26 protein-coding genes are annotated in these 24,355 nt (G+C 74.6%); 16 read left to right on the top strand and 10 right to left on the bottom strand.

What is annotated here, in order from left to right; all coding sequences use genetic code 11:
- Positions 1-11 precede the first annotated feature (11 nt).
- On the bottom strand, positions 12-1,097 hold the full coding sequence (locus MVA48_RS09845; protein ID WP_246988328.1) for an aminoglycoside phosphotransferase family protein: 1,086 nt from the start codon (positions 1,095-1,097) through the stop codon (positions 12-14).
- 263 nt (positions 1,098-1,360) lie between these two features.
- Between MVA48_RS09845 and MVA48_RS09840 the strand changes: the two genes are divergently transcribed.
- From MVA48_RS09840 to MVA48_RS09800, 9 genes are all read left to right on the top strand, one after another.
- A complete protein-coding gene (locus MVA48_RS09840) occupies positions 1,361-2,104 on the top strand; it encodes a hypothetical protein (protein WP_246988327.1) in 744 nt (247 codons plus the stop codon).
- A 35-nt stretch (positions 2,105-2,139) separates the two neighbouring features.
- On the top strand, positions 2,140-3,732 hold the full coding sequence (locus MVA48_RS09835) for an adenylate/guanylate cyclase domain-containing protein (protein WP_246988325.1): 1,593 nt from the start codon (positions 2,140-2,142) through the stop codon (positions 3,730-3,732).
- Positions 3,618-5,024 (top strand): hypothetical protein, encoded by a 1,407-nt coding sequence (locus tag MVA48_RS09830; protein ID WP_246988323.1) that lies wholly within the window; start codon positions 3,618-3,620, stop codon positions 5,022-5,024. The genes MVA48_RS09835 and MVA48_RS09830 overlap by 115 nt, the downstream gene beginning before the upstream one ends.
- A 35-nt stretch (positions 5,025-5,059) precedes the next feature.
- A complete protein-coding gene (locus MVA48_RS09825; protein ID WP_246988320.1) occupies positions 5,060-5,731 on the top strand; it encodes a hypothetical protein in 672 nt (223 codons plus the stop codon).
- Positions 5,732-5,804: 73 nt separating this feature from the next.
- Positions 5,805-6,206 carry a hypothetical protein gene (locus MVA48_RS09820; protein ID WP_246988318.1) on the top strand — a complete coding sequence of 134 codons (402 nt, stop codon included), beginning with the start codon at positions 5,805-5,807 and terminating at the stop codon, positions 6,204-6,206.
- A complete protein-coding gene (locus tag MVA48_RS09815) occupies positions 6,128-7,843 on the top strand; it encodes a hypothetical protein (protein WP_246988316.1) in 1,716 nt (571 codons plus the stop codon). Before MVA48_RS09820 ends, MVA48_RS09815 begins: the two co-directional genes overlap by 79 nt.
- A 102-nt stretch (positions 7,844-7,945) precedes the next feature.
- On the top strand, positions 7,946-9,586 hold the full coding sequence (locus MVA48_RS09810; RefSeq protein ID WP_246988314.1) for an FAD-dependent oxidoreductase: 1,641 nt from the start codon (positions 7,946-7,948) through the stop codon (positions 9,584-9,586).
- Complete coding sequence (locus tag MVA48_RS09805; RefSeq protein ID WP_246988312.1) at positions 9,583-10,920, top strand: cyclic nucleotide-binding domain-containing protein; 1,338 nt, start codon at positions 9,583-9,585, stop codon at positions 10,918-10,920. Before MVA48_RS09810 ends, MVA48_RS09805 begins: the two co-directional genes overlap by 4 nt.
- Positions 10,917-12,248 carry an adenylate/guanylate cyclase domain-containing protein gene (locus MVA48_RS09800; protein WP_246988310.1) on the top strand — a complete coding sequence of 444 codons (1,332 nt, stop codon included), beginning with the start codon at positions 10,917-10,919 and terminating at the stop codon, positions 12,246-12,248. The genes MVA48_RS09805 and MVA48_RS09800 overlap by 4 nt, the downstream gene beginning before the upstream one ends.
- A 12-nt stretch (positions 12,249-12,260) precedes the next feature.
- Here the strand turns inward: MVA48_RS09800 and MVA48_RS09795 are convergent, their stop codons facing one another.
- On the bottom strand, positions 12,261-12,701 hold the full coding sequence (locus MVA48_RS09795) for a CBS domain-containing protein (protein ID WP_246988308.1): 441 nt from the start codon (positions 12,699-12,701) through the stop codon (positions 12,261-12,263).
- An 88-nt stretch (positions 12,702-12,789) separates the two neighbouring features.
- On the opposite strand from MVA48_RS09795, the gene MVA48_RS09790 reads away from it, so the two are divergent.
- The 3 genes from MVA48_RS09790 to MVA48_RS09780 all read left to right on the top strand — a co-directional run bounded on the left by MVA48_RS09790 (position 12,790) and on the right by MVA48_RS09780 (position 14,866).
- The gene (locus MVA48_RS09790; RefSeq protein WP_246988300.1) at positions 12,790-13,311 is read left to right on the top strand and encodes a gluconokinase; all 522 of its coding nucleotides are present in this window, start codon (positions 12,790-12,792) and stop codon (positions 13,309-13,311) included.
- 110 nt (positions 13,312-13,421) lie between these two features.
- Entirely contained in the window at positions 13,422-14,645 is a 1,224-nt protein-coding gene (locus MVA48_RS09785) for a protein kinase domain-containing protein (protein ID WP_246988299.1), read from the top strand.
- Positions 14,603-14,866: a hypothetical protein gene (locus MVA48_RS09780; protein ID WP_246988297.1), complete on the top strand. Its 264-nt coding sequence runs from the start codon at positions 14,603-14,605 to the stop codon at positions 14,864-14,866. Before MVA48_RS09785 ends, MVA48_RS09780 begins: the two co-directional genes overlap by 43 nt.
- A 6-nt stretch (positions 14,867-14,872) precedes the next feature.
- On the opposite strand, the gene MVA48_RS09775 is transcribed toward MVA48_RS09780, so the two are convergent.
- The 4 genes from MVA48_RS09775 to MVA48_RS09760 all read right to left on the bottom strand — a co-directional run bounded on the left by MVA48_RS09775 (position 14,873) and on the right by MVA48_RS09760 (position 18,989).
- Positions 14,873-15,217, bottom strand: coding sequence for a flagellar FlbD family protein (locus MVA48_RS09775; protein WP_246988295.1), 345 nt, complete (start codon positions 15,215-15,217; stop codon positions 14,873-14,875).
- Positions 15,218-15,367: 150 nt separating this feature from the next.
- A complete protein-coding gene (locus MVA48_RS09770; protein ID WP_246988294.1) occupies positions 15,368-16,672 on the bottom strand; it encodes a hypothetical protein in 1,305 nt (434 codons plus the stop codon).
- Positions 16,669-17,115 (bottom strand): hypothetical protein, encoded by a 447-nt coding sequence (locus MVA48_RS09765; RefSeq protein WP_246988292.1) that lies wholly within the window; start codon positions 17,113-17,115, stop codon positions 16,669-16,671. The genes MVA48_RS09770 and MVA48_RS09765 overlap by 4 nt, the downstream gene beginning before the upstream one ends.
- A gap of 32 nt (positions 17,116-17,147) precedes the next feature.
- The gene (locus tag MVA48_RS09760) at positions 17,148-18,989 is read right to left on the bottom strand and encodes a hypothetical protein (protein ID WP_246988289.1); all 1,842 of its coding nucleotides are present in this window, start codon (positions 18,987-18,989) and stop codon (positions 17,148-17,150) included.
- Between the two features lie 110 nt (positions 18,990-19,099).
- On the opposite strand from MVA48_RS09760, the gene MVA48_RS09755 reads away from it, so the two are divergent.
- Complete coding sequence (locus MVA48_RS09755; protein WP_246988287.1) at positions 19,100-19,861, top strand: MerR family transcriptional regulator; 762 nt, start codon at positions 19,100-19,102, stop codon at positions 19,859-19,861.
- On the opposite strand, the gene MVA48_RS09750 is transcribed toward MVA48_RS09755, so the two are convergent.
- Positions 19,836-20,039, bottom strand: coding sequence for a hypothetical protein (locus MVA48_RS09750; protein ID WP_246988285.1), 204 nt, complete (start codon positions 20,037-20,039; stop codon positions 19,836-19,838). The genes MVA48_RS09755 and MVA48_RS09750 overlap by 26 nt on opposite strands.
- Before the next feature lie 46 nt (positions 20,040-20,085).
- The gene (locus MVA48_RS09745; RefSeq protein WP_246988283.1) at positions 20,086-21,036 is read right to left on the bottom strand and encodes a siderophore-interacting protein; all 951 of its coding nucleotides are present in this window, start codon (positions 21,034-21,036) and stop codon (positions 20,086-20,088) included.
- 147 nt (positions 21,037-21,183) lie between these two features.
- Between MVA48_RS09745 and MVA48_RS09740 the strand changes: the two genes are divergently transcribed.
- Complete coding sequence (locus MVA48_RS09740) at positions 21,184-22,131, top strand: ABC transporter substrate-binding protein (RefSeq protein ID WP_246988281.1); 948 nt, start codon at positions 21,184-21,186, stop codon at positions 22,129-22,131.
- Between the two features lie 46 nt (positions 22,132-22,177).
- On the opposite strand, the gene bfr is transcribed toward MVA48_RS09740, so the two are convergent.
- Both bfr and MVA48_RS24105 read right to left on the bottom strand, forming a co-directional pair.
- Positions 22,178-22,660: a bacterioferritin gene (gene bfr / locus MVA48_RS09735; protein ID WP_246988279.1), complete on the bottom strand. Its 483-nt coding sequence runs from the start codon at positions 22,658-22,660 to the stop codon at positions 22,178-22,180.
- A complete protein-coding gene (locus tag MVA48_RS24105) occupies positions 22,647-22,877 on the bottom strand; it encodes a (2Fe-2S)-binding protein (protein ID WP_371821206.1) in 231 nt (76 codons plus the stop codon). Before MVA48_RS24105 ends, bfr begins: the two co-directional genes overlap by 14 nt.
- Positions 22,878-23,015: 138 nt before the next feature.
- Between MVA48_RS24105 and MVA48_RS09730 the strand changes: the two genes are divergently transcribed.
- Together MVA48_RS09730 and MVA48_RS09725 are read left to right on the top strand one after the other, a co-directional pair.
- Entirely contained in the window at positions 23,016-23,798 is a 783-nt protein-coding gene (locus MVA48_RS09730) for an isocitrate lyase/PEP mutase family protein (RefSeq protein WP_246988277.1), read from the top strand.
- Between the two features lie 4 nt (positions 23,799-23,802).
- Positions 23,803-24,330 carry a class I SAM-dependent methyltransferase gene (locus MVA48_RS09725; protein WP_246988275.1) on the top strand — a complete coding sequence of 176 codons (528 nt, stop codon included), beginning with the start codon at positions 23,803-23,805 and terminating at the stop codon, positions 24,328-24,330.
- Positions 24,331-24,355: the final 25 nt, after the last annotated feature.

Here is a 24,355-nt window from a genome sequence, read left to right as displayed (position 1 = left end):
GGTCTCTCATGTCAGCGGGCCCACTGCTCGGCCAGCGTCAGCCGCTCGGCGGTGCGTTCGGGCCAGCCGGCCTGCTGCACGCGGAACGGGCCCGTGGCCAGACCGAGGAGCACGGCCGACACGCGTGGACGCAGGTGCGACGCGGGCCATCGGCGCAGCGCCTCCTCCTCGAGCCGGCCGGCGTAACGCCTGGCGCGGGACGGATCGGGGAGCACCTGCTCGAGCACCGCGACATGCGCGAGCAGGGTCGCCCAGTCGTCGATCCGGTGGCCGCGGCCGGCGGTGTCGACGTCCAGCACGCCGACGACCCGTCCGCCGTCCAGGAGGAGCTGCGACTCGTAGAAGTCGCCGTGGACGGCGACCGCCTCGTAGGCCGCGGGGTCGCTGCCGGCGAGGCGCGCGGTGAGGTCGTCGAGCCGGGGACGCAGGGATCCGAGGACCGTCCCCAGGACCCGGGCATGGTCGTCGGCGCGCGCGAGGCCGTCCCCGGGCATCGAGCGGCCGGCGGGGGCCAGATCGGCGACCGCGGCCGGCAGCGCGTCGAGCACCCGGTCCAGCTCGGCGGCCTCGGGCAGCGGTCCGGCCGTGCCGGACAGCAGCGTGCGCATGGGCGCTCCGTGCAGCCCCGGCAGCACGACCACGCCGTCGGGCGTCGCGGCGAGCACCGGTGGCACCGGGACCGCCCCGACGAGGAGGGCGTGCCGGGCGACCAGCCGTTCGGTCGCGGCCGGGCGCACCACCTTGAGGAACAGCGTGCCCTCCGGCGTGACCGCCTCGATCACTGCGCGCCGGCCGGGACGGTACGAGCGCAGCCGAAGCCGGGGAGGCCCGGAGCCGAGGCCGAGCTCGGTCAGTCGTCGGGCGACCCCGTCCGCCGACGCCGCCCAGGCGAGGCCGGGCAGCGCCGGATCCAGCGGCCACCGCCACAGCGCGACGGTCACCGGCCCGGCGCCGGTGTCACCCTCCACCACGGCGGCACCCGGTGGGATGCGCGTGCCCGTCGTCGCGGAGAGCGCCTCCCGGGTCCTGCGCCCGTTCCGCCAGCTGACGTCGGCCGAGTACTGGACCGTCGCCGCCCCGTCCGGTTGCACGGTCACCCCGGTGGCACGCAGCGCCGTCAGGAAACCGTCCAGCGGGGCGAGGACCGTCGACCACAGGTCGGAGCCGGCCGCGCCGAGCAGGAGCTGGAGGGACGGCGGCCACTCGGGTGGGGGGCGCGGCCAGGGCGGCGAGCGACGAACAGGTCACCCCTCGACGATCGGCCGGGCCGCTCAGGCGCAGATGAGAACTCGATGAGGGCCTTCTCATCGACCCGTGTCCCTCATCCGGGTCTCATGCAGCCGAACTACGGTCCGCCGACGTGCGCAACACCTCGGCCCACGCCGTCTCCTCCCGTCCGGTGGGGCTGCGGCTGGGAGCGGTGGACGCGGGCGCCGCGGTCCTCGCCTGCGTCGCGGTTCTCCTGGTCGGCCTGAGCCTGCTGACGCGGTACCTGGCCTACCGCCGCGAGGCTGCGTCGCCCGGCATCGAGGCGCCGGAGTGGATGACGCTCTTCGACGTCAACTCCGAGGCCAATGTGCCGACCTGGTTCAGCGTCGCGCTGCTGGCGGCGGCGGGCGCCGCGGCCGTCGGCCCGGGGCTGCTCAGCCGCAGTGCCGCGCCCGGGCGCAGCCGCTTCTTCCTGGGCCTGGCCGTCGTCCTGCTCCTGCTGTCGCTGGACGAGATGGCCGGCATCCACGAGCGGCTCGGTGCCCTGGGCGCGGTGGTGGCCGGTGGCTCGGGTCTGCACTTCGTCTGGGTGGTGCCCGGCGCGGCCGCGGCCGTCCTGCTGCTGGCCGGCCTCGTCCTGGGGGGCCGGTCGCTGCCGTCGCTGATCCGCCGTCGGCTGTCGTTCGCCGCTGCGGTCTACCTGACCGGGGCCCTGGTGGTCGAGGCGGTCAGCGGGCAGGTGCTGGCCGCCCACGGCGATCGGGCCGGCTATCTGGTGGTCACCGCGGTGGAGGAACTGCTCGAGATGCTCGGGGTGGTGCTCGTCCTCCGGGCGGTCTGCGGCAGCATGCACGCGTGCCATGCCAGCGGCGGCTGGACGCTGCAGCCCCTCTGACATCCTCGGACGCGCCGCCCGGCGGTACGGTCCGCGTGTCCGACGGCAGAGGGGACGCGGCGCGGATGGGACCGGAGCCCGCTGAGCTGACCGCGCTCGAGCAGGCGATCGCCGCGCTCGAGGGCCAGCGGGGCATCCTGGGCGACGCCGTCGTGAACACCGCCCTGGCGCCGCTGGTCGACAAGCGCGACCGGCTGATCGCCGCGTCGGTCGGCGAGCAGCGCAAGCTGGTGACGGTCCTGTTCACCGACCTGGTCGACTCCACCCCGCTGGCGCGGCGGTTGGACGCCGAGGACCTGCAGCAGGTGATGAGCCGGTACTTCGCCACCGTGCGGACCGCCGTCGAGGCCGAGGGCGGGGTGGTCGAGAAGTTCATCGGTGACGCAGTCATGGCCGTGTTCGGGCTCTACCGGGCCCAGGAGGACGACGCGGTCCGAGCGGTCCGCGCCGCGCGTGCCGTGGTGACCGCCGTCGAGCGGCTCAGCGATGAGGTGGAGGCGTCGCACGGAGTTGCCCTGGCCGTCCGGGTCGGCATCGACACCGGCGAGATGGTGGTCACCGGGATGGCCGAGCAGAACTCCCGGGAGTTCCTGGTCGTCGGGGAGACCGCCAACCGTGCCGCCCGCCTGCAGGCGGCCGCTCCGCCGGGCAGCGTCCTGCTGTCGGAGGAGACCCTGCGCCACGTGCGGGGCGTGTTCGGGCTCCGCCGCGTCTCCGGGCTCCGGCTGAAGGGGATCGAGGGCACCGTCGACGCCTACCTGGTGGTGTCGGTCGACCGGGAGGGCTACTGGCCGGAGACCCGGGGGGTGGAGGGTGTCATCACCCGCACCGTCGGGCGCGACGCCGAGTTCCGGCAGCTCCGGGACGCGTTCGCCGGGGTGGTGGCCGAGGGCGGCCGGCGGGTCGTCACGGTGCTCGGTGAGGCAGGCGTCGGGAAGTCCCGGCTGGTGCACGACATGGAGACCTGGCTGGCGAAGCTGCCGACCGGCGTCTGGGTGCTGCGCGGTCGCGCGTCCCCGGCCACCCAGGGGGTCGCGAACGGACTCCTGCGCAGCGTCTTCGCCGAGCGGCTCGGCATCCGTGCCACCGACGACCCGGACCGGGTCCGGCGCCGGTGGGTCGAGGGCTGGGCCGAGCTCTTCGCCGGTGAGGACTGCCCACCGGGTGCGCCGGAGGTGGTGGCCACCTGGCTCGGGTTCGCCGTCGGCGACGCCGGCCTGGAAGCGGTCGGCAGCCCCGACCCCGAGGCGCTCCGGCGACGCGGGAGCGCGCTGGTGCTCCAGCTGCTGGATCGGCTGAGCGAGCGGGCACCCGTCGTCGTCCTCCTGGAGGACCTGCACTGGGCCGACTCCGCGAGCCTGGAGTCCCTGGCCGCCCTGGCGAGGGCCCCGGGGGCGGTCCGCTGCTCGTCCTCGCCACGGCGCGGCCGATCCTCCTGGAGCAGCGACCCGACTGGGGGAGCGACGCACCGGTGCACGGACGTCTCCGCCTCGAGCCGTTGCGGGACGACGACGTGCGGGTCCTCGTCGCGGAGATCCTGCAGCGGGCCGACGTCGTCCCCCCGGCTCTGGTGGATCGCATCGTGGCCACCGCGGACGGCAACCCCTACTACGTCGAGGAGCTCGTGAAGTGGCTGGTCGAGGAGCGGGTCCTCGACATCTCCGCGGACGGCTGGGTCATCTCCGACCGGGCGGTGGACACCCTCCGCATCCCGACCACCCTGCGCGGGCTGCTGCAGGCCCGGCTCGACTCGCTGGAGGTCCCCGAGCGCGGCGTCGTGGGCGGTGCCGCCGTCGTCGGCCGGGTCTTCTGGGACGAGGCGGTCGCCCGGCTGGCCCCCATGGTCCCCGACCAGGACCGGGTGCTGGAGCGGCTGACCAGCCGCGAGGTCGTCTTCCCCCGCCCGCACTCCAGCTTCTCCGGCTGCCGCGAGTTCTCCTTCCGGCACGCCCTCATGCGCGACGTGGCCTACGAGGGCGTGCTCCGCTCGGTCCGCCGGGCGCACCACGCGCTGGCCGCTCAGTGGCTGGAGGAGGTGGTCGAGCGCAGCCAGCGACCCGACGAGCACGCGGCCGCCGTGGCGCACCACCACGAGGAGGCCGGCAACGCCGACATCGCCGCCCGCTGGTACTTCCGGGCCGGCCGGCACGCGGCCCGGACGTTCGCGGGCGACGACGCCCTGCGGTTGTTCGCGCGAGCGTCGGCTCTCGTGCCGCCCCAGGAGCGAACTCTGTGGATCGACGTCCAGCTCGCGCGGGAGGCCGTGCTCGACCGGCTGGCGCGCCGTGCGGAACAGCGAGCGGTGCTGGACGAGCTCGGTGCCGCCACCGACCTCGACCGCGAGCGGCGGGCGATGCTTGCGCTGGCCGAAGGGCGCTGGCTGTTCTACCGGGGTGACTACCCCGCCGTCGCACCGGTCGCCGAGGAGGCGGAGCGGCTGGCGCGCGAGGCCGGCCGCGGTGACCTGGAGTCCGATGCGCAGATGCAGGGCGGGCGGAGCCGGGCCTACCTCAACGAGCATGCCGGCGCCCGTGAACTGCTGAATCGCTCGCTGGCGACCGCCCGGACGATCGGTGACCACCGGCGCGCAGGCGAGGCACTCCGCTTGCTCGGCATCGTGGCGACCAACCAGGGGAAGAGCGACGAGGCCCTGGCGCTCCTGGACGCCGCCCGAGCCGAGCACCGGCTCATCGAGGACCCCGAGGGCGAGGCGCTGGTCAACGGTCAGGTGGGGGCGATGCTGACGCATGTGGGGCGCCTGGAGGAGGCGCGGACCGTCTCCGAAGCGGCTCTCAGGTACTGGCAGGCGACGGGGCACCGCTACCGCGAGGGCGTGATGCTCACCAACCTGGCGCGTCTGGCCATGGACCAGGGCCGGCTGGACGACGCGCTGGAGGGGGCCTGCGGGCGCTGCGTCTGACCGAGGAGATCGACGACGCCGAGGGGGTGGTGGCCGTGCTGCAGAACCTCGGGGACTGCTACCGCCTGCTGGGCGATCACCGGAGGGCGCGGGAGTGCCTCGAGCGAGGCCTCGGGGAGAGTCGTGAACGGGCCCTGCCCTACTTCGTCACCCATCTGCTGGCGTCGCTCGCCGCCGTGGACCTGGCAGAGGGCTCGGTGCAGGACGCGCTGGCGCACGCCGCCGCCGCGCAGGAGGCCGCCGCGAACGACGACTCACCGCCGGCCGCGGCCCGGGCGGATCTCGTCGCCGGGATGGCGCTCCAGGCCGCCGGCGACGCGTCTGCCCGTGAGGTGCTCCGGAAGGCGGCACGACGGCATGCCGAGCTCGGACTGGAGGCCGACCGGCTGGAGTGCCTCTCGGTGCTGGCCCTCGCGTTGCACGACGCGGGCGACTTGGAGGAGGCGCTGCGGGTCGTCGAAGAGGTGCTCGCCGGTTCCCGTGACTCGGTCGTGCCCGGTGTCGTGGAGCCCGGCCGCACCCTCGCGGACGCCCATCAGGTGCTCGCCGCCGCCGGCGACGCCCGGGCAGCCGAGGTGGCCGGCCGGGCGGCCGACTTCCTCCGCGACCGGGCCGCGCGGATCGCCGACGAGGAACTGCGCGCGCGCTACCTCGCGGCGCCGGTCAGCGTCCGCCTGGCCGCGGTCGCCTCCTCGGTCGTGCCCTAGGCACGGCCCGAGGAGTCCCCCGGCACCCGCATCCGGCGGTACCTTGCGGCCGGGACGAGAGGGGACCCCGCCGATGGGCCGCGAGCTGGACCCGGTGCCGCCACCGGTCGACACCGTCGGGAACGCGCCGACGATCGGGTCCGTCTGGGCCGAGGTCACCGGGGGGCCGTTGCGCGATCCGACCCTGGAGTGGCCGGCCGACGTCTTCGCCGTGGTCGGGACGGTCCTCGGCCGCACGCACGCCTACCGCTTCGCGGTGTCCCCGCCGCCGGGCCGGCAGTGGCCCCCGCTGGGCAGCGGCTGGAACGGCGCCGTCTGCGCCGCCGGGGAGCGGTGGGCCGCCTGGGCCGAGGACCCCGAGGGGCCGCCCCCGGGCTGGTCGCCGACGCCTGGGCGGTGCTCCGGGAACGGGCGGAGGCGCCGCTGGACGACATCGCGGACGGCACGGACTGGCCGCTGTGCCAGGCGCTGCTGACCCTGCTGGCCGCCAGCGACGAGACCTGCGCGGGCGTCGCCGCCGCGCTGGACCCGGTACGGACGGCGGGTTACCGGTACCGGGCGCGGGCCGACGAGCTGCTCGCGCGCACCGGATCGCTGTCCCGGTTCCCCGCGCACCGCCTCCGCGTGCTGCCCAAGGTGCGGACGCCGCCCGGTGGGATCTCCTTCCGCTCGCTGTCGCGCTACCTCTGCCTGCGCGGTCCGGAGGTCGAGGTCGCCTGGCACAAGGTGCCGGCGCGCAGGTCGGGGCTCGGGCAGCAGCAGGCCAACGTGCTGCTCCTGCCGTGGCCGCTGCGCATCCGGCAGCGGGACTTCCGGCCCGTGCCCGGTTCCGTGCGGCGCGCGGAGAACGAGCCGTTCGGCATCTTCGAGTTCGCGCCGGCCGAGCCGTTCGACCTGGACCTGGTGGAACGCACGCTGCGCAGCGCCCTGGACGAGGTGGACGGCGTCGACGCCGTGGTGTTCCCCGAGAGCTCGGTGCCCGCGGGCGACCTGGACCAGCTGGAGGCGCTGCTCGGGCGCTACGGCGTCACCCTGCTGCTCGCCGGCGTGCGGGAGACGACCGCCACGGCCGACCGGTTGCCCGCCAACTGGGTGCACCTCGGCGTGCACATCGGCACCTGCTGGTCGCACTACCGGCAGAACAAGCACCACCGGTGGTTCCTCGACGAGAGCCAGATCAACCAGTACCACCTGGCCGGTGCGCTGCACCCGTCGGTGCGCTGGTGGGAGGCGATGGAGGTGCCCCGCCGGTCGCTGCAGTTCCTGGAGCTGAGCGAGGGGCTGACGCTGGTCACCGTCGTCTGCGAGGACCTGGCGCGTCTCGACGAGGTCGCCGAGCTGCTCCGCGACGTCGGACCGACCCTGGTGATCACCATCCTGCTCGACGGGCCGCAGCTGGGCACCCGCTGGACCGCCCGGTACGCGAGCGTGCTGGCCGACGACCCCGGGTCGGCGGTGCTGACCCTGTCGGCGCTCGGCATGGTGCAGCGCAGCCGGCCGACGGGCACGCCGCCGTCGACGGTGGTGGCCATGTGGAAGGACCCGGCGCGCGGCCTGCGGGAGATCTCCATGGACCCGGGCAGCCACGGGGTGCTGATGAGCGTGGCCGCGACCCGCGCGCGGCGGCGCGTGGCCGACGGTCGGACCCCGGTCGACAACGCGCCGGGCCTGGTGGTCGCCGGCGTCCACCCCGTGACGGCGGCGCGCGAGGTCGTCCCGCACGCCGGCGCCGAGCGGACCGCGGCCGGCTCGGCGCTGCCGGCGACCGACCTCACCATCGTCACCGCGTGGGCCGACTCGCTGGCCGAGGCGATGGAGCACTCGCCCGAACTGGTCGACCAGCTGGTCGAGGACGCCGCCCCCGGAGCGCCGTGGCGCCGGGAACTGGGCGTCGCCGATCCGTCGCCGTCCCTCGCGCGGGCGCTGTCCGCCGTCAGCGAGGCGGTGCGGGCGACCGCCGGTGGCGACGGCCCGCGCGACACCGCCGTCCTCGCCCTGCTGCAGAACGGCTCGGTCGACGGCGACTCGACGGTCGCCCTGGCCCGGGCGGTCCTGCGCGCGGCGCTGGAGGCCCGTCGGGACACCCGGGCGGTGACCTCGCACCCGGGCTGACCAGGGCGCGGCGGCCGGGGAGCTGTTGCGGGGGTCGCCGACGGCGGTACGGTCCGCACCTGCCTGGCCCGGTCCGCACCGCCGACACGCTGGGGGAGATCGATGAGCCGACCGGTTCTGCTCGCCGTGGACGACGACGGGCCGGTGCTGGCCGCCGTCGAACGCGACCTGCGCGACCGCTACGCCGAGCGCTACCAGGTCGTCGCGGCGTCCTCCGGTGACCAGGCGCTCGACGTGCTCCGGCGGCTCCGGCTGCGCGACGAGAACGTGGCGCTGCTCCTGGTCGACCAGCGGATGCCGGGGATGACCGGCACCGAGTTCCTCGCCGCGTCGCGCGAGCTCTACCCCGACGCCCGCCGCGTGCTGCTCACCGCCTACGCCGACACCGACGCGGCGATCCGGGCGATCAACGACGCCGAGGTCCAGCACTACCTGCTCAAGCCCTGGGACCCGCCGGAGGAGCGGCTCTACCCGGTGCTCGACGACCTGCTGGAGACCTGGCGGCGCCCGGCGCCGTCGGCCAACCTGCGCGTGATCGGCGACCGCTGGTCGGCGAGCACCCACGAGCTGCGCGAGTTCCTGGCCCGCAACCTGGTCCCGTACCGCTGGCTGGAGCTGGAGTCCGACCCCCAGGCCCGGCTGCTGCTGGACGCGGCCCGGACCGACGCCGGCGCCCTGCCCGTCATGGTCACCGACGACGGCGAGGTGCTCGTCCGGCCCGACCTGCACACCGTCGCCGAGCGCATCGGACTGCAGGTGCGGGCCGAGCGGTCCGCCTACGACCTCGTGGTGGCCGGCGCGGGTCCCGCCGGCCTGGCCGCGGGCGTCTACGGCGCCTCGGAGGGGCTGTCGACGCTGGTGCTCGAGTGCAACGCACCGGGCGGTCAGGCCGGCACGACCAGCCGCATCGAGAACTACCTGGGCTTCCCCGTCGGGCTCAGCGGCGCGGACCTCACGCTGCGGGCCCGCGAGCAGGCCATCCGGTTCGGCGCGGAGATCCTGGTCCCCGCCGAGGTGGCGGGCCTGCGCCGGGAGGACCCGTACACCGTCGTCCGCCTGACCGACGGCACCGAGGTGAGCGCATCCACCCTGCTGATCGCCTCCGGGGTGAACTACCGGACCCTCGACGTGCCCGGCGCCGCCGAGCTGACCGGGGTCGGCGTGTACTACGGCGCCGGCCGGGCCGAGGGCGTCGACCACGCCGGCGGGCGGGTGTTCGTGGTCGGGGGCGGCAACTCGGCCGGGCAGGCCGCCCTGTTCCTCTCGCAGTTCGCCGCGGACGTGACCCTGCTGGTCCGTTCCGGGGACCTGGTCAGCACGATGTCGAAGTACCTCATCGACCGGATCGAGGCAGCCGAGACGATCACCGTCGAGTACCGGACCGAGGTCGCCGGAGCCATGGGCTCCCGCCGCCTGGAGCGGCTCCGGCTGCGGACCGGCACCGACGAGCGGGAGGTCCCCGCCGACGCACTCTTCGTGTTCGTGGGGCAGGCACCGCGGACCAGCTGGCTGGACGGCGTCGTGCGCCGGGACGACCGCGGCTTCGTGCTGACCGGGAACGACCTGGGGCTGCCGCCACCCGACTGGCCGCTGGCCGTTCCGCCGCTGCCCCTGGAGACCTCCGTGCCAGGGGTGTTCGCCGCCGGCGACGTCCGGCACGGCTCGGTCAAGCGGATCGCCTCGGCCGTGGGGGAGGGCGCGATGGCGGTGCGGTTCGCCCACGAGCGGCTCGCCGGCCGGTGACCACGACCCCGGAGCCGGAGGTCAGCGGCGCCCTCCGCCGCTCCCGGCTCTTCGCGGAGCTGCCGGACGACGACGTGGCCGACCTCGCCGCCACCAGCCGCTCGGTGTCGCTGGCGCCCGGCGAGGAGCTCCTGACCGAGGGCTCGCCCCCGGACGCCATGTACGTCGTGACCGAGGGGGAGCTGGAGGTCACCCGCGACTCCGGCGGTACGCCGCTGCTGCTCAACGTGTGCGGCCCGGGCGACCTCATCGGCGAGCTGGGCATCGTGCACGGCCGACCCCGGTCGGCGACGGTCCGGGCACGCGGTCCCGCGCGGGTGCAGCGCATCGCTGCCGACGCGCTGGACCGGCTGCTGAGCCATCCCCGGTCCGCCCGTGCGCTGCTGGTCGCCACCACGCGCCGGCTCGACCGCGAGGAGGGCCTGGTCCGCCAGCACGAGCGCATGGCCGCCCTCGGCGCGCTGGCCGCCGGGCTGCTGCACGAGGTCAACAACCCGGCGTCCGCCGTCCAGCGCGGAGCTGCCCGGCTCCGGGCGCTGCTGGGTGGGGAAGGGCAGGCCGGGCCGCTGCACACGCTCCTCGGGGACCGAGACGCACCCGAGGACCCACTGGCCCGGATGGACGCCGAGGACGCCATCGCCCGCGTGCTCGCGGACGTGCCGGGGGCCGCGCGCGCGGCCGCCGAGCTGGCCCGGCACGGCGTGGACCCGGCGGAGCTCGGTCGTGCCCTGCAGGGGCTCCCGGCCGACCGTCGCGGTGCGGCGGTGCGGGAGCTCGCCCGGGCCGGGGAGATCCGGGCGATCCTCGACGAGGTCTCGGCCGGGGCGGAGTACCTGTCGCGCATCGTGTCCGGCGTCCGCCCCCTGGCCTACGCCGCCGACCAGTCCCTCACGCAGGTCGACGTCCACGCCGGCCTCGAGCAGGCGCTCGTGCTCCTGCGGCACAAGGTGCCGGCCGGCGTGCGGATCGAGCGCGACCTCGACCCCGACCCGCAGACGGTCGAGGGGTGGGCCGCCGACCTCGCCACCGTCTGGACCAACCTGCTCGACAACGCGCTGGCGGCGGTCGGGGACGAGGGCGTGGTCACCGTGCGGACGCGCGGGACCGAGGACTCCGTCGTCGTGGACGTCGAGAACACCGGGCCGACCGTGCCGCCGGAGGTGCTCGACCGGGTCTTCGACGCGTTCTTCACCACCAAGCCCGTCGGCCAGGGCACCGGCCTCGGGCTGGCGACCGCGCTCGCGGTGGTCACGCAGCGGCACAAGGGAAGGCTGGCCCTCACCTCCGCCGACGGCGTCACGCGCGCCCGCGTCGAGCTGCCGCGACGCCGGTGAGGCCCCGCACGCGGTACGCCCGCAGCGGCGACCTCGCGATCGCCTACCAGGTCGTGGGGTCCGGCCCGCTCGAGGTCGTGATGACCCCGGGATTCGTCTCCCACCTCGACTGGGCGTGGGAGCAACCCGATCTCCGCCGGTTCCTCGAGAGGGTGGCCTCGTTCAGCCGGTTGCTCATCTTCGACAAGCGGGGCACGGGCCTGTCCGACCCGGTGGCCGGGCCCGCGACCCTCGAGGAGCGGGTCGACGACCTGCGCGCGGTGATGGACGCCGCCGGGTTCGAGCGCCCGGCGCTGCTCGGGATCTCCGAGGGTGGCGCGATGACGATGCTCTTCGCCGCCCAGCACCCCGAGCGGACACGGGCAGTCGTGCTCTACGGCGCCGCACCGCGCCTGACCCGCGCGGAGGGCTATCCGTACGGCGCCGACGAGGCAGCCATGATGCATCTGTTCGACGGCCTGGTGGAGTCCTGGGGCGAGGGGCGCGCGCTGAAGGCCTGGGCACCCAGCCGCGCCCGCGATCCGGCGCTCCGCGAGTGGTGGGGCGGGCTGCAGCGCATGGGGGCCAGCCCCGGCATGGCGCGGCGACTGTTCTCGCTCTACCCGGACGCCGACGTCCGGGACATCCTGAGCGCCATCCACGTGCCGACCCTGGTGCTGCAGCGGCGCGGTGACCGCCTCATCTCCATCGAGATCGGCCGCTACCTGGCCGACCACATCCCCGGGGCCAGGTTCGTCGAGCTCGACGGCGACGACCACCTGTTCTTCGTGGGCGACATCGACCAACCGCTCGCCGAGATCGAGGAGTTCCTGACCGGCTCCCGTCCGGCGCCCGGTGTCCCCGACCGGGTGCTCGCCACCGTCCTGTTCGTGGACGTCGTGGGATCCACCGCCTTGCTCGCCAGAATCGGAGACGTCGCATGGGCGGCCACCCGGGCAAGCCTCCTCGCCGCGGCGCGGCGCGAGCTGTCCCGGTACGGCGGCACCGAGGTCGACGTCGCCGGCGACGGGTTGTTCGCCACGTTCACCGGACCGGTACGGGCGATCCGCTGCGCCCTGGCCGTCCGCGAGGCCGCCCGCGGGCTCGGGCTGGAGATCCGGGCCGGCGTGCACGCGGGCGAGGTGGAGCGGGAGGCCGGCGGCGGGATCTCCGGGCTCGCCGTGCACATCGGCTCGCGCATCATGGCCGAGGCCGCGCCGGGAGAGGTGCTCGTCTCCGGCACCGTCAAGGACCTGGTGGTGGGATCGGGCCTGCGCTTCGACGACCGCGGCATCCGGGCGTTGCGCGGCGTCCCCGGCACCTGGCCGGTCTCGGCCGTGTCGGGCTGACCCACCCCGGGACTACACGGAGCGGCCCCGGGTCAGCAGCGCGCGGCAGACCTCCGTGACGCCCACGACCCCGACCAGCCGGCCGTCGTCCACCACCGGCAGGTGCTGCAGCGACATCCCGAGCATCTGCTCGGCGGCCTCGGTGACGGACGTGCCCGGGTGGATGGCGACCGGCCGGGGCAGCCGGAGCTGGTTGATCCGGGTCTCGTTCGGATCCTGGCCGTCGGCGACCGCGTGACTGACCTCGACGTCGGTGAGGACGGCGATCGGGACCACGCCGAGGTCGTCGGCGGTGACGACCAGCGCCCCGGCGCCCGAGTGCTTCATGAGGTAGGCGGCCGACGCGACGTGCGCGTCGGCCTCCACCGTGACGGCCGGCGACCGCATGAGCGAACCGACCGTCGGCTCGTCGCCCGGGGCGGGGTCGGGGGATGCGTGCCTGCCTGCGGTCATGAGCTCTCCTCGTCGGACGGGCCGGGCACGGTGCCCCGTCGGGGGGCCATTGTGTCGGTAGCACCGGTTGCGGCCTACGGTCGCTGACGTGACCACAGCAGCGGAACCGTCGACGACCGTCGTGGTCATGGGCGTCTCCGGTTCGGGGAAGACGACCCTGGCCGAGGGACTCGTGGCCCGCCTGGGCTGGGAGTTCGCCGAGGGAGACGAGTTCCATCCCCCGGAGAACGTGGCGAAGATGCGGGCCGGCATCCCGCTGGACGACGGCGACCGGGAGCCGTGGTTGCGGAGCCTCGCGGACTGGATCGGGGAGCGGGAGGCGGCCGGGCGTTCCGTCGTCGTCACGTGCTCGGCGCTGAAGCGGACCTACCGCGACGTCCTGCGGGACGGGCACCCCTCGGTCTGGTTCGCGCACGTCTCGGTCGACCGCGAGGTGCTGCGCGACCGGCTGGGCCGGCGTACCGGTCACTACATGCCCGCGTCCCTCCTGGACAGCCAGCTGGCGCTGCTCGAGCCGCTGGCGGAGGAGGAGCCCGGGACGACCGTCTCCGGGGACGGCACGCCGGAGGCCGTCGTCGAGGAGCTCGTGGCCCGCCTGCCCGGGCGCTGACCACCCGAACAGGGGGGATGGCGGCCGGCGAGGGTTCCGGCGGACCACTTCTGGCAACCTCAGGGGGTCGGGCCACGACCGTGGCCGTCACCGAGGGACTCGGAGGGACAGTGGAGCCGCGAGGCCGCCTGCTCGGCAGTCGCTACGAGCTGCTCCTCCCGCTGGCCAGTGGCGGCATGGGCCGGGTGTGGCGGGCGCGCGACACCCTGCTCGAACGCCCGGTCGCCGTGAAGGTCCTGCGCAGCGAGTTCACCGGGGACCCGACCTTCCGTGCCCGGTTCCGGGCCGAGGCGCAGCACACGGCGGCGCTGCACCACCCGAACATCGCCTCGGTCTTCGACTACGGCGAGCTGGAGGAGGACGGCGAGCAGCTCGCCTACCTCGTCATGGAGCTCGTCGAGGGCGAGACGCTGTCGGAGGTGCTGCAGCGCGAGGGCCGGCTGAGCCCCGCCCGCACGCTGGACCTGCTGCGCCAGACGTCGGCGGCCCTGGCCGCGGCGCACGCCGCCGGGGTGATCCATCGCGACGTGAAACCGGGCAACGTGCTCGTGGGCACCGACGGTGTCGTCAAGCTCACCGACTTCGGAATCGCGTGGTCGGCCTCGAGCGTGCCGCTGACCGGCACGGGCCAGGTCATCGGCACGGCGCACTACCTGTCGCCGGAGCAGGCCGCCGGCGGCAAGGCCACGCCCGCCAGCGACGTCTACTCCCTCGGCGCCGTGGCCTACGAGTGCCTCGCCGGCCGGCGGGCCTTCGACGGCGAGAGCTCGGTGCAGATCGCCCTCAAGCAGATCCAGGAGGAGCCGCTGCCCCTGCCCGCCGAGGTGCCCGCCGGGATCCGGCGGCTGGTCGAGCAGGCGATGGCCAAGGACCCCGCCCTGCGGTTCCCGGACGGCGCGGCGCTGCGCGCGGCCGTCGACGAGACGACCGACGGCGGGGCGACCGCCCCCATCGGCCGGGTCGGGGGCACTGGTACCGCGGTGCTGCCGGTGCCCGTCCTCACGGGGGTGCGCCGGCCGCTCCGCCTGCCGCGTCCCGCACCCGACGGCGGCTGCCCGTGCCGCTGCTGCTGGGCGCGCTGGCCGCCCTGGTCCTCGTCGCGGTCGTCGTCGGCCTGCTGCGCGGCAACCCCACGCCGCCGGACGACGGCGGCACCTCCGCCGCGCCGACGACCTCCAGCCCACAACCGCCGCCGACCGTGGACGTGGTGGCGGCGGACCTGGTGGGGCTGCCGGTCGAGCAGGTGCAGGCCGATCTGCTCGCCCGCGGGCTGCGGGTCGAACTGGCCCCGGTGGTCCTCGCCGAGCCGGCGCCCGGTCTGGTCACCGCGGTGACGCCGGAGGGGGAGCTCGAGCCCGACACCCTGGTCACCCTGTCGTACGCCGTCGCGCCGGAGCCCGAGCCGCAGGGCAACGGCAACGGCAACGGCAACGGGAACGGCAACGGGAACGGCAACGGGAACGGCGAGCCGGGTCGTGGCAACGGCGGGGAGGGCCGCGGGAACGGTGGCGAGGGGAACGGCGACGACGACGAGGGCGACGGGGACGACGACTGAGCGGGGTCAGGCCTCGGCGTCGTGCGGAGGCACTGCCCGGTCGGCCGGGCTGCCGTGCGGCTCGTCGCCGTCCCTGCGGTACTGCCGTCGCTCCACCCGCATGGTCGACTGCCGGACGTGCGTCGCGTGCTCGGCGATCTCGGCGACACCGCCGGCCAGGCGCTTCTGCGCGACGAGCAGCGTGGCGCGGTGCTCGGAGACGACGCGCAGGAGCTGGTCGAAGGTGAGGTCCACGACGTACTTCGTGCCGTCGACGAGATGGACGACGGTATCGGGGTCGGTCTCGACGCGCGCGATCGTCCCCGGGTCGAGGGAGAAGTGCTCACCGTTGCGGCAGGTCACAGCGATCACGTGAGCGGTCCTTCCGCTCGGCGGGGCAGCGGACCCCGATGGCGCCGGTCAAGGCACTGTTCCCATCGGTAGCCCCGCGCGGGATCTGTAGCCGAGACCGGCCGCCGTCACCCGTCCGTATGACCCGGTGGCCGCTGCTGGCCGGGCAGGTCAGAAGCCGAACAGCAGCCCCAGACCGCCGACGGTGAACAGCACCATGACCACCACCAGGGGGAGCTGGTCGGACGCGCGGGCCCGCCGGGCCGAGAGCAGTGCCCGTTCGTGCGCGAGCGTGACCCCCAGGACGTGTCCCAGGACGACGGCCCCGACCTGGACCAGCGCGATCGCATCGGTGCTGACCGCGGTCAGGTCGACCCGGTTGCCGTAGGTGCCGAAGAGATCGACGCCGGGGACTCCGAACGGATTGCTGGCGAGGATCCACGTCTTCTGGCCGTCGAGCACGAGCAGGCTGAAGTAGTGCGCCACGGTGTAGCCGAGCGCGATGGGGATGACGGTGCCGGCGTACCGCCGCGGCTGGACGTCGCCGGGCTGCCCCGCCATGCGGCCCGACAGCCGTGCCCCGGACACGTACAGCACGGCCACCAGCGCGATCGAGGCGGCGAGCCCGAGGGTGCCCGACAGCGTGTCGTTCGCCGCGCCGGGACCGGTCTGCCAGAACACCGTCCGCGACAGGCCGTCGAAGGCGGTGGAGCCGAGCAGCACCACGACCACCGCGGCGAGCCCGCGCTCCCGCGGCGCGGCGCTCGCGTTGGCGAGCGGGCTGCGCAGCACCAGCCGGCCGTCGTCCCGTCGTCCCCACGGGGACAGCCGCGCGATCAGCGCCGAGTAGACCTCGAACCCGTCGCCGCGGGCGAACCACTCCTCGCCGAACCACGCCGCGAGCGCCAGTTGGACGACGGCGTAGCCGATGAGGAACACGGCGACGGTCGCCGGTTCCGCCCGCCCCGGGTAGACGAGCTCGAGCCACAGGAACACCGCCAGCGAGACCGCGGCCGGCCACAGACCCAGCCGGGGTAACCGGTCGGCGCCGCGTGGTCGGGGGAGGACGACGGCGAGCCCGCGGTGCAGCAGCCGCAATGGGTTGGCCACCCGCCACACCGGCCCGAGCAGCAGACTGGCCGGCACCAGGCCGACCCAGAAGGTGACGTACAGGGCCCACGGCGCCAGGTTCCGGTCGGTCTCGGCCGGCCCGGCGAGCGCGACCGCGATGACGAGCACGGCGGCGGCGAGAGCGAGCGCCTGCAGTGCGCCCCGCACGAGGGACCTGTCGGCCAGCCGCTGGACGGCGTCCGGCAACGGGCGGCCCGACGAGCTGCCGCCCAGCCTGGGGGTGCGCCAGAAGAGCAGCAGGACCGCGAAGCTGATCAGGATGGCGGCCCCGGCGCCGTACAGCGCCAGGCCGAGCGGGATGGGCAGGTCGGTGCGCGACCCCACCCCGTGGGCCAGCGGCGTCACTGAACCTGCAGCGTGAGCAGCACCGTCCCGGCGTCGTGCAGTTCGACCTCGAACACCCCGGGGATCGTGGCGTCGAACGACAGCTCCGCCGGCCGGCCGGGCGCGAGCTCGGCGAGGAGGTCGTAGCCGTGGACGTGCGCCTCGTCGGCGACGTCGCTGGTGATGACGAGTGTCACGGGCGCGCCGAGGGCGACCGGCACCCGCCCGCTGTCGCCGCTGACCCGGCCGCCGGCGACCTGGACCTCGATGCGCTGCGAGCCGTCGGACGCCGCCGCGCTGCTCGGCGCGGCGGACGTCGACGGTGCCGAGGCGGTCGAGGAGGCGGTCGAGGAGGACGACGAGGGGGCGGACGACGTCTCGGCGGCGTCGGTGCCGGCACACCCCGTCGCACCGACGACGACGGCGAGCAGGGCAGCGAGCAGCAACGGGGAGGGGAAACGCACGTGCGGTACTCCGGGTTCTCGGGGACGGGAGGTCAGGCCTGGCCGAGGCCGCTCGCCGTCCGGGTGTCCTCCACCGGCGGGTCCGCCGGCGCGTCCGGATAGGGCTCGCGGACGCTGGCCCGGCGGGAGTAGCGGCCGACGCCCCACGAGATCGCGGCGATCAGGGCGAGCGTGCAGAACAGCACGACCAGGTTGGCCACCGTCCACACCCCGCCGCCGGAGTTCTTGAGCTCGCGCTGGAGGATGTCGATCTCGGGGATCGCCGGGCGGGTCATCCCGTCCTCGGCCGGGATCTCGTCCTCGCCGAGGGCGGCGTCCTCCGGCAGGTAGATCGCGAACGCGGTGAGGGTGCGGCCGTCGTGCACGCGCAGCAGCGCCTTCCACGTGCCGTGGATCGGGATCGGCTCGGTCGTGCGGTAGGCGCCCTCACCGGTCTGCTCGAGGGCGTTCACGACCAGGCCGTCGCCCTGCCACGAGGTGATCTGCACCCACGCCGGATCGTCGACAACGTCCGCCGGGTCGAGCTGCACGCTGATGTTAGCCGTCCGCGGGTCGTCCTGGACGTCCTCGATGGCGAAGGTGGCGTCGACGTCCTCCGGCACGGTGGCCAGCAGGCCGTTGGTGACGCAGACGGCGATCAGCGCGAGGCAGCCGACGAGGACGGTGCGCGCCACCGCCGGGCGGGGGAGCCGGCGGCGCAGGCCGGAGGCGAGCAGGGCGCCGAGCAGGCCGCCGGCCACGCCACCCCCGATGGCCATGAGCGTGCCCTCGACCAGGATGTCGCTGTTCCACGACAGGGTCTGGGTGAACTGCGTCCAGCCCCATTCCGTGGCGTGGCCGAGCGTGCCGATGCCGGCGCCGGCCACGGCCCCGAACACCAGCGGGCGGCGGACCAGCGGCACCGACAGGGCGAGCAGCTCGACCACGATCGCCGAGCCGAGGTACAGGGGGAACGTCGGGAGGATCTCGCCGAAGGCCGGTCCGACGATCAGCGCGATCCCGCCGCGCACCACCAGGAAGAACGCGGCGGCGGCGAGCGCGCCGCCGCGGCCCATGAACAGCCGGGCGGCGACCAGGGCGATGCCCGCGGCGCCGGCGATCATGAACGGCTCCAGCACCAACCGGAACTGGGGGACGTCGAAGTCGTACTCGCCCTGGAACACCGACATGCCGAGCAGCAGGCCACCCATCGCCATGGCCTGCCGGACGAAGCGCGCGATGGAGCCCACCTTGCGGTCGCCGTCGTCGGTGGACAGGCCGCCGTGGCCTTCCTGCTCGAGCACCAGCAGTCCGATGATCGACAGCCCCGCGCCGCCGATGAGCATCAGGTGCGTGGGCCCCCACAGCGTGACGTCCTGGCCGAACATCCGGTGCCAGACGTCGTCCAGGGGGAAGCCCAGCAGCGCGTAGAACCCGGCGGCGGTGAGCAGGATGCCGCCGACCGGCACGTGCCAGCCCTCGAGGAAGCGGATGGCCGCGGGGCCGGGCTTCTCGTCCAGCGGCATGGCGCAGGCCAGCACGCCGCCGGCGAAGACCCCGAAGAGGCCGAAGAGGATGAGGAAGTGCGCCGGGTTGGCCAACGGGCCCTCGTCGCGGCCGACGCCGATGTGCAGGGCGATGTCCCAGAGCATGCCCAGGAGGGCGACGAGCAGCGAGACAGTGGTCAGGACCGTCGGCAACGCCACCCAGGCGGGGACCCGGGTGGCCGTGCCCAGCCGGGTGCCGATGCGGGTCAGGACCGTCGACCTGCGGGTGCGGTGCAGGAAGACCAGCCCCAGCAGCAGCGCGGTCAGGCCGAGCCCGAGGGCCGTGGCGAGGATGACCTCACCGATCGCGGCGCCCCCGGCGGGACGGTTGTCAGCAGCGAGCAGCACGAGACCCCCTCTTGGCCATGACGGCTATGGAACACCCATCACGGTGACATCACCAACTGATACATAGAACGATCTGTTTATCCGGGGGTCACGGTGACGACGATGTGTCCGTGGCCACCGTGGGGGAGCAGTCGGGCGACGACCGGGAGTTGACGGTCGACGAGCTGGCGGCGCGCGTCGGCGTCACCGTGCGCAACGTCCGCGCGTACTCGGCACGCGGTCTGCTGCCGCCACCGCGCATGGTGGGCCGCACCGGCTACTACGGCCGGGAGCACATCGCCCGGCTGCTGCTGGTCCGCGAGATGCTGGCCGAGGGCTACTCGCTGGCGATGATCGAGCGCACCCTCGACTCGGCGCCGGCCACGGCCAGCTCGGCGACGCTGGCCCTGCACCGTGCGCTGCTGGCGCCCTGGCTGCCGCCCGAGCCGGAGGAGACGACCGGTGCCGAGCTGGCGGCGCGGGCGGGCGTGCCGGAGGACTCGCGGCTGGTCGACCGGCTGGCCGAGCTGGGCATCCTCGAACGCCGCGGCGACGGAACCCTGCGCGTGCTGGACCCGGCACTGCTCACCGCCGGCCTCCAGGTGGTGGGGCTCGGCGTTCCCCCGGACGACCTCATCGACGCCCAGACCACGGTGAACGAGCACGTCCGGGAGATCGCCCAGACCTACGTCCGCATGTTCGTGCAGACCGGGTGGAAGGCGTTCGTCGACGCCGGTGCGCCCCCGGAGCAGCTCGAGCGCGTGCGGGACACCGTCGCGCGGTTGCAGCCGGTCGCGGCGCAGGCGGTGCTGGCGGCGTTCCGGTCCGAGATGGCCGCGGCGGTGGAGGCGGCGCTGGAGCAGGCGCTCAGTCAGCTCGAGGGGGATCGTTGATCGCCTCGCGCTCGAAGGCGGCGCGCTCGGCGTCGGCGGCCTCCTGCTGCGCCGACAGCCGCCGGTCGCGCACGACGGCGCCGACGACCAGGGCGATCAGCACCGCGGCGGGGACGAAGAACCCCACGGTGCCGATGATGCTGAGTCCGTCCATGGCCAGGACGTCATCGGCGGTCATCGCTCCATGTGACACCGGTCGGTGACAGGGTGTCAAACGGAGTCGGTCAGTCGCTGACGCGGCCCCGGCGCCAGTAGCCCATGAACGCGACCGACATCCGGTCGTAGCCCGCCTCCTGGACCAGGTGCCGGCGCAGGCCCTTGACCATGCCGGCCTCGCCGGCGAGCCAGGCGTAGCGGCCCGACGAGCCGACGCCGTCCTCCGGTACCTCCCAGAGGATCCCCGTGTCGACGTCGATGTCGCTGTCGTCCAGCGGCGTGACCGGAGCGGGGATCCGGGCGGCGGGCAGGTCCCGCACCGCGGCCACGACGGCGGCGGTGAGCAGCTGCCCGTGCGGCGCCGGGACGGCGGCGTCGGCCGGCCAGCGCGGCAGCCACGTGACCTCGACGCCGTCGGCCACCGTCAGCGGGAGGACGTCGGCGGCGGTCGGCACCTCGAGCAGGATGCGCGCCCGCTGACCCGGGGACAGCGATTCGGCGATGGCGCAGATGGCGGGGACGGCGGTCTCGTCCCCGGCGAGCAGCAGGCACGAGGCGCCGGCCGGCGGACGCCACTCGAAGCCGCCCGTGGGGCCGGGGAAGTGCGCGTTCGGGGCGACCAGCGCCACCTCGTCGCCGACCGCGGCGCGCTCGGCCCAGGCCGACGCCGGACCGGTCGAGCCGTGCAGCACGAAGTCGACGTCCAGCTCGGCAGTGCCCGTTCCGCCCGGCCCGGGCCGCCAGTGGCGGACCGTGTAGGTGCGCATCGGCTGCCGGCGCTCGTCGGGCAGGGCCCGCCACTCGCCGTACCAGTCACCGCCGGTGGGGCAGTCGGCCAGGCCGTGGCCGGGGACCGGCAGCAGCACCTTGATCCGCTGGTCGAAGCCGTTCGGCGCGCACTGATCGAGGTCGGACCCGGTGAACGTCACGCGCAGGAAGCTCGGGCTCAGCCGCTGCAGCCGCCAGACCCGGGCGGCGAACGGCCGGTAGACCGGGATCTGCAGCGCCTCGACGGTCATGCGTCCTCTTCCCGGTCGGTGGCCGGCGGTCGCCGACGGCCCTACTTAGGTTAGCCTCACCTGGCTCGCGGTCAGTCTCGCACAGGGCCGCGTCGCAGATCCAGTCGCCGCCCCACCGACGCGCGGCGACCTCGAGAAGGAGCCGGCTTGACCTCCCACACCCGCGGCGCGCTCGCCCTCGTCGCCGTCCTCGCGCTCCCGGCCTGCGCCAGCGCCGCCGAGTCCGACCCGGGGACCACTTCGACCGCGGCCGAGGACGCCGCCTTCCCCCGCACCGTGCAGCACGCGATGGGGGAGACCGAGATCGCGCAGCGGCCCGAGCGCGTCGTCGTCCTCGACACGGGGGAACTGGACTCGGCGCTCTCGCTGGGCGTGACGCCGGTCGGCGCCGTCACCACCGACGTGTCGTCCGGCTTCCTCAGCTACCTGGCGGAGGGCGCAGCCGACGTCGAACGCGTGGGCACGATCGGCGAACCGAACCTGGAGGCCATCGCGGCGCTCGAGCCCGACCTGATCCTGTCGAACAAGGTGCGGCACCAGGAGCTCTACGACGAGCTGTCGCAGATCGCGCCGACGGTGTTCGCCGAGCGGGTGGGTGCGGTCTGGAAGGAGAACGTCGCGCTGGCCGCCGAGGCACTCGGCCGCGAGGACGAGGCGCAGGCGGCTCTCGACGAGTACGAGACGGCCGCGGCCGACCTCGGTGAGGCGATCGGCGAGCCCTCCGGCACGACGGTGAGCGCGGTGCGGTTCGTCGAGGGCGCGATCCGTGTGTACACGCCGGAGTCGTTCATCGGCACCGTGCTCGCCGACATCGGCCTGGACCAGCTGGAGCTGCCCACCGCCGAGGTGCCGACGTTCGCCGAGCTGAGCGCGGAGGAGCTCACCCGGGCCGACGCGGAAATCGTCCTGTACTCGTCGTACGGCGAGGCGCGGGACTCCGGCGAGGCGGCCGTCCTGGGCGGACCGTTGTGGCCGCGGCTCGGTGCCGTCCGGGACGGCCGCGCGCTCGCCGTCGAGGACGACGTCTTCTACACCGGCATCGGGCTCACCGCCGCGACGCTGATCCTCGAGGACCTCGGCGACCGGCTGGGCTGACGGGCGGACGGACCCCGGTGCTGCGGCACCGGGGTCCGTCCGCCGGTCAGGGCGTCTCGGTGGAGATCTGCGCGGCGAGGTACTGGGGCGACCCGACCCGCTCGATGGCCGCGAGCTGGGCCTCGAACCAGTCGGCGTGCTTCTCCTCGTCGCGGACCATCTCCTCGAACACCGCGGCGGTGCCGTGGTCGCCGAGGTCGTGGCACTCCTGCGCCGACGCGTTGAACTGCGCGACCGCGGCCTTCTCGCTGTCGAGCGCGAGGACCAGCATCTCCTCGGCCGTCTCGCCGACCCGGATCGCGCCCAGCCGCTGGACGTTCGGGTGACCGTCGAAGAGCAGCACGCGCTGGATCAGGTCGTCGGCGTCGCGCATCTCGTCGATGGACAGGTCGTAGAAGACCTTGCCGAGCTTGGGCAGACCCCAGGCGTCGAGCATGCGGGCGTTCAGAAAGTACGTGTTGGTGACGGTCAGCTCGAAGGTCAGAGCATCGTTGAGCAGTTCGACCACGCGGGGGCTAACGGGCTGCACCAGCGACTCCCAGTTCTGGCTCGGCCGCAGTCTCAGCACGGCGCTCGGCACGGACCGGGCAATGCTGGCACACGAGCTCGCGCAGCGAGGAGATGCAGTTCCCGCAGGTGCGGCCGGCTCCGGTGTCGCGGGCGACGTCGGCGACGCATCGGGCGCCGTTGGCGATGGACTCGAGGATGTCGCGGTCGGTCACCACGTTGCAGTGGCACACGTACATTCCAGCCGCCTCACCGGTCGCGCGAGCAGGGTCCCCTCCCAGAGGGTCGACCCTGGGCGCCGGATGCAGGTTAGCCTGACCTAAGTCGGGTTCGTCAAGTGTCGAGGTCAGCGCCGCGTGCCGGATAGGTTGCCTCGCATGCCCGATCCGGCGTCTCGCGCCCGCACGCTGCTCGACCTGCACACGGCACCGGAGATCCTGGTCCTGACCAATGTCTGGGACGTCGTCTCCGCCCGCGTCGTGGCGGCGACCGACGGCGTGCGCGCCCTGGCGACGGCGAGCCACTCGATCGCCGCCACCTTCGGCTACGAGGACGGCGAGCGCATCCCGCTCGACCTGCACCTGGACATGGTCGCTCGCATCGTCGAGGCGGTGGAGCTGCCGGTGACCATGGACTTCGAGGCCGGGTACGGCGATCCGGGCGGGACCGCGCGGCGGGTCATCGAGGCGGGCGCCGTCGGGGGCAACCTCGAGGACGGGATGAGGCCCCTCGACGAGGCCGTGGCCGCCGTCGAGGCGGTGGTCGCGGCCGGGCGCGACGCCGGCATCGACTTCGTGCTCAACGCGCGCACCGACGCCTTCCTCCACGCCCCGGCGGACGCCGACCGCGGCCGGCTGGTCGAGGAGGCGATCCGGCGCGGTCGGGCGTTCCTGGCGGCCGGCGCCCCGGTCGTCTTCGTGCCGGGCGTGGTCCGCCGCGACGAGATCGCGGCGCTGGTTGGGGCGCTGGGCCCGCAACGGCTCAGCGTCATCAGCGTTCCGCGGCGCTCCCTGCCCGTGCGGGAGCTCGAGGAGCTCGGCGTCGCCCGGGTGTCCACCGGCCCGTACACCCAGCGGGTCGCCCTGACCGCCCTGCAGGACGCGGTGGCCGCCGTCGTGGGCGGCGGCTCGCTGCCGGAGAACACCCGCGACCTCAACTAGGCCGATGGCCGCGTCGTCACGGCTGGTGTGGACCGCCGAGGTCGCCGATCCGGCACCGACCGCGCGCGTCCTGGAGGTCGGCTGCGGCCACGGGGTGCTCGTGTCCCTGCTGGCGGAGCGGCTGACCGCCGGGACCCTCACCGCGGTGGACCGGTCGGCCACGATGGTCGCGGCGGCCACCCGCCGCAACCGGGCCGCCGTCGACGCGGGCCGGGTGCGGCTGTTCGCGTCCGGCCTCGTCGACGCCGATCTGCCCGACGGCGCCTTCGACCTGGTCTGCTCGGTCAACGTGCGCGCCTTCTGGACCCCTCCGGCGCCGGAGTGGGACGTCGTACGAAGGGTCCTCGCACCCGGCGGCCGCGTGCTCGTCGCCTGCTCGCTGATGAGCCAGGACACCGAGGGGGCGGTCACCGACGCCGTGCGGCGCCTGGCCGGCGACCGAGGGTTCGCGCTCACCGCCGTCCGGTCCGGCCGCACGCCGCCGATCGACTCGCTGGCCCTCGAGCTGCGGGCCGTTCACCCGGACGGGTGAGACCCCGCCGCGCCGCTCGGCTCAA

This window comes from Blastococcus sp. PRF04-17, assembly GCF_023016265.1.
Taxonomy (GTDB): domain Bacteria; phylum Actinomycetota; class Actinomycetes; order Mycobacteriales; family Geodermatophilaceae; genus Blastococcus_B.
Note: the sequence above shows the minus strand (reverse complement) of the source record. Positions and strands in the feature narration are given on the sequence as shown.